Below are 3,335 nucleotides of genomic sequence, written 5' to 3'. Positions count from 1 at the left end.
GGGCGGCGCTGCCGCGGTCACCGGGCTGATGCACGCGCTGGCCGCCCGCAAGGCCAAGGCCAATGTCGTCGGCATCGTCGGGCTGGTGGAAAATGCCGTCGACGGCCATGCGCAGCGCCCCGGCGATATCGTCACCTCGATGTCGGGCCAGACCATCGAGGTGCTCAATACCGACGCCGAAGGCCGCCTCGTTCTGGCCGATGCGCTGTGGTACTGCAACGATCGCTTCCAGCCGAAATTCATGGTCAATCTGGCGACGCTGACCGGCGCCATCATGGTCGCGCTGGGCCAGCACTATGCCGGCCTGTTCTCCAACAATGATGAACTGGCGAACAGGCTGACGAGCGCCGGGCAGGCGACGCAGGAACGAGTGTGGCGGATGCCGCTCGGCACCGAATATGACAAGCTGATCGACTCGAAAAATGCGGACATGAAGAATATCGGCGGCCGCTATGGCGGCGCCATCATCGCGGCGCAGTTCCTGCAGCGCTTCGTCAAGGATACGCCCTGGGCGCATCTCGACATCGCCGGCACCGCAATCGGCGCGCCGTCCAGCGAGATCAACCAGTCATGGGCCTCCGGCTTCGGCGTTAGGCTGCTCGACCGGCTGGTGCGCGACAACTATGAGGGGTGAGGCCTTTCAAGGCGCGATCATGGCCGACGTCCTGTTCTATCACCTGACCGAATCGACGCTGGAGGATGCGCTGCCCGGTCTGCTCGAGCGCAGCATCGATCGCGGTTGGCGCGCCGTGGTGCAGACCGGCACCGAGGAGCGGCGCGACGCGCTCGACCAGCATCTTTGGATTTTCAGGGACGATTCGTTCCTGGCGCATGCGACCGACCGCGAATCCCATCTGGCCGAGCAGCCGATCCTTTTGACAACCGGCCAGGACAATCCGAACGAAGCGCAGATCCGCTTCCTGGTCGACGGCGCCGTGCCGCCGGAGCTTACCGGTTATGAGCGCGCCGTGTTCCTGTTCGACGGCCACGATGCGGCCCAGGTCGAGGCGGCGCGCACGCACTGGAAGACGATGAAGGAAGCCGGCCACGTGGTCACCTATTGGCAGCAGACTTCAGATCGGCGCTGGGAACGCAAGGCGTAAAGCTGCCGTCTTGGCTATCCTCGACCTGGGGATCAGATCGCTGCGCAATTGGGTCATGACTCCGAGAGAGCATCGGACCGAAATGTGGAGGAACCCTGAAGGGGATGGTTTGCTGATCGTTGAGAGGCGCTACAACTGAAGCCGTTCAGCCAAGTCAATGAAGTCGCTGGCCACCAGGTCCCAGGCCTGGTCTGGGTGCAAGTCCGTGGTCTGCGCTAACCCGTGCTCGGTCGGACGCGGGACAAAGGCTGTTCGTAGTCCGCATGCCCGAGCCGCTGCAAGGTCGCCATTGTGGGCGGCCACAAGACAGATCTCATCCGGCTTCATTGCCAGCACGTCAGCGGTGCGAAGATAAGCTTCCGGCATCGGCTTGTACGCTTGCACGAGTTCGGCGCCGAGGATCGCATCCCAGGGGATACGACTACGCTTCGCCATGTTGAGCATAAGGACGATGTTACCGTTCGAGAGCGGCGCGATGATATAGCGGGCCTTCAGCCGCGTGAGGCCGGCCACCGCGTCCGGCCATGGCTCCAATCGGTGCCATGCCAGGTTCAGTTCGTCCAGTTCGGAGGCTGGCACCGAAGCCGGGTCGATCCCGAATTCCGGCAAAACAGCTTTCAGATTCTCCCGATGCAGCACGTCGAGACGTGTAAAGGGCCGCCGGCCGCTGCGCACCTCCTCCATCGCTGGCGAGTAACGGCGACGCCACGCATCCGCGAAAGCGGTAGGAACGGCCGTTCCGGCTCCATACCGCTTCAGGAACGGTTCAGCTTCGCGCGCCACGCCGCTGCGCCAATCGACAACAGTGCCGAATACGTCGAACACCAAGGCACGTACAGCATCCAAGACCATCACATTCGGCTCCTCGATCCGCACAACTGCATGACCGTCGCATTCGGGTGGCGAGCACCCCTTGCGGCTGTCGCCAAAATCGGTCGCGAAACACCACTTTTGCGAGGACATTTGCGACAGGCAAACCATTGACTGGATGGACAGGGTGAAACTATCGCGAAGCTTAGGATATTTGCGAAAGGAGATCTAACCACTACTCCAGAATGACGACGGCTTCCACCTCGAAGAGCATGGGGTCAATTGCAAGCTTGGGCACGGGAATCAGGGTCTGCGCCGGCAGCGCCTCGCCGAACATCTTCTTGATGTTCTTGGTCAACACCTCAAGCTTGGACATATCGTGATCGACCACGAAGACCGTGAGCTTTGCAACCTGATCCGGCCTGGCACCGAGCGCATCGAGGGCGGTACGCAAATTTGTGTAGGCCTGCTCGACCTGGACAGCGAAGTCGGGCGACAAGGCTCCCGTACTGTCTTGGCCGCCCTGTCCGGAGATGTAGGCCACCCGGGCTTCGCGGGGCGTGATCACCGCCGTGCTGTAGCCGTTCGGCGACGGGTCGTAGAGGTTTTGTGGATTGACGATGGTCAGCTTGAGATCGTTCTCATTCGCTGTCGTCGCAGTGGGAACTCCCATGGTCATGATGATTAGCCCTCCGGTAAGCAGATGCTTGATTTCGTGTGACATGATTTTCTTTGGCTTTGCGGACTGCGACCAACGTACCCTCGCGGCCGGTATGATTGAACTTTAACCGTATCGCTCATATGATGACTCGTGCGACGTACGAGTCATCGTATGGTACACCGTACGAGTCAATCGTCCAAGATCGACATTCCTTGCGTTGCCGGTCAAAATCGACGTTCTCAACAGCGAGGAAGAGCGGATGGCAGCCAAACGTACCGGCGCCCGGAGCAAACGGTCTCAACCGACAAGTGAGTGGCTCCAGCCAATGCAGGCGCGCAGTGAACCGCCGCTCTCTCGGGAACGCATCGTGGCGACCGCGGTAGAACTGCTGGACGCCCAGGGAGTCGACGGATTGACCATGCGTCGGCTGGCCGATCGCCTTAGCTCGGGCGTGATGAGCCTATATTGGCACGTCGACAACAAAGAGGATGTCTTTGATCTGGCGCTCGACTCGGTGCTCGAATATCGCGGACCGCCACAAATGGGTGAGTCTCAAGACTGGCGCGGAGAAGTCGTTCATATGCTTGAAGACTGGCGCGCCAGCATGCTGCGCCATCCTTGGTCGGCGTCGCTGTTGCCGCGCCGGGCGCTCGGGCCGAACATGCTCAGCCGCCTAGAACTGCTAAGCAAGACCTTGTCCGGAGCCGGTGTAGCGGACGCAGATCTGAACGTCGCGATATGGTCACTCTGGAACTATGTGA

At 61.0% G+C, this 3,335-nt stretch carries 4 protein-coding genes and 1 pseudogene; 3 read left to right on the top strand and 2 right to left on the bottom strand.

Features of this window, described 5'->3' with window-relative positions; all coding sequences use genetic code 11:
* A pseudogene (locus tag EOA86_RS27665) lies at positions 1–634 on the top strand (leucyl aminopeptidase); the annotation flags it as partial.
* A gap of 19 nt (positions 635–653) precedes the next feature.
* Positions 654–1,103: a DNA polymerase III subunit chi gene (locus tag EOA86_RS27660; protein ID WP_128344580.1), complete on the top strand. Its 450-nt coding sequence runs from the start codon at positions 654–656 to the stop codon at positions 1,101–1,103.
* 129 nt (positions 1,104–1,232) lie between these two features.
* On the opposite strand, the gene EOA86_RS27655 is transcribed toward EOA86_RS27660, so the two are convergent.
* Both EOA86_RS27655 and EOA86_RS27650 read right to left on the bottom strand, forming a co-directional pair.
* Positions 1,233–2,066 (bottom strand): haloacid dehalogenase type II, encoded by an 834-nt coding sequence (locus tag EOA86_RS27655; protein ID WP_348627945.1) that lies wholly within the window; start codon positions 2,064–2,066, stop codon positions 1,233–1,235.
* Between the two features lie 82 nt (positions 2,067–2,148).
* Positions 2,149–2,637: a RidA family protein gene (locus tag EOA86_RS27650; RefSeq protein WP_128344578.1), complete on the bottom strand. Its 489-nt coding sequence runs from the start codon at positions 2,635–2,637 to the stop codon at positions 2,149–2,151.
* A gap of 196 nt (positions 2,638–2,833) precedes the next feature.
* Between EOA86_RS27650 and EOA86_RS27645 the strand changes: the two genes are divergently transcribed.
* On the top strand, positions 2,834–3,335 hold a 502-nt coding region (locus tag EOA86_RS27645), incomplete at its 3' end, for a TetR family transcriptional regulator (protein WP_128344582.1).

Origin of the sequence: Mesorhizobium sp. M5C.F.Ca.IN.020.32.2.1 (assembly GCF_004023105.1) — a bacterium.
GTDB lineage: Bacteria > Pseudomonadota > Alphaproteobacteria > Rhizobiales > Rhizobiaceae > Mesorhizobium > Mesorhizobium wenxiniae.
Note: the sequence above shows the minus strand (reverse complement) of the source record. Positions and strands in the feature narration are given on the sequence as shown.

Coding starts and splice junctions, on each gene's coding strand:
- EOA86_RS27660 (WP_128344580.1), top strand. CDS start 654: ATGGCCGACGTCCTGTTCTATCACCTGACCGAATCGACGCTGGAGGAT.
- EOA86_RS27655 (WP_348627945.1), bottom strand. CDS start 2,066: ATGTCCTCGCAAAAGTGGTGTTTCGCGACCGATTTTGGCGACAGCCGC.
- EOA86_RS27650 (WP_128344578.1), bottom strand. CDS start 2,637: ATGTCACACGAAATCAAGCATCTGCTTACCGGAGGGCTAATCATCATG.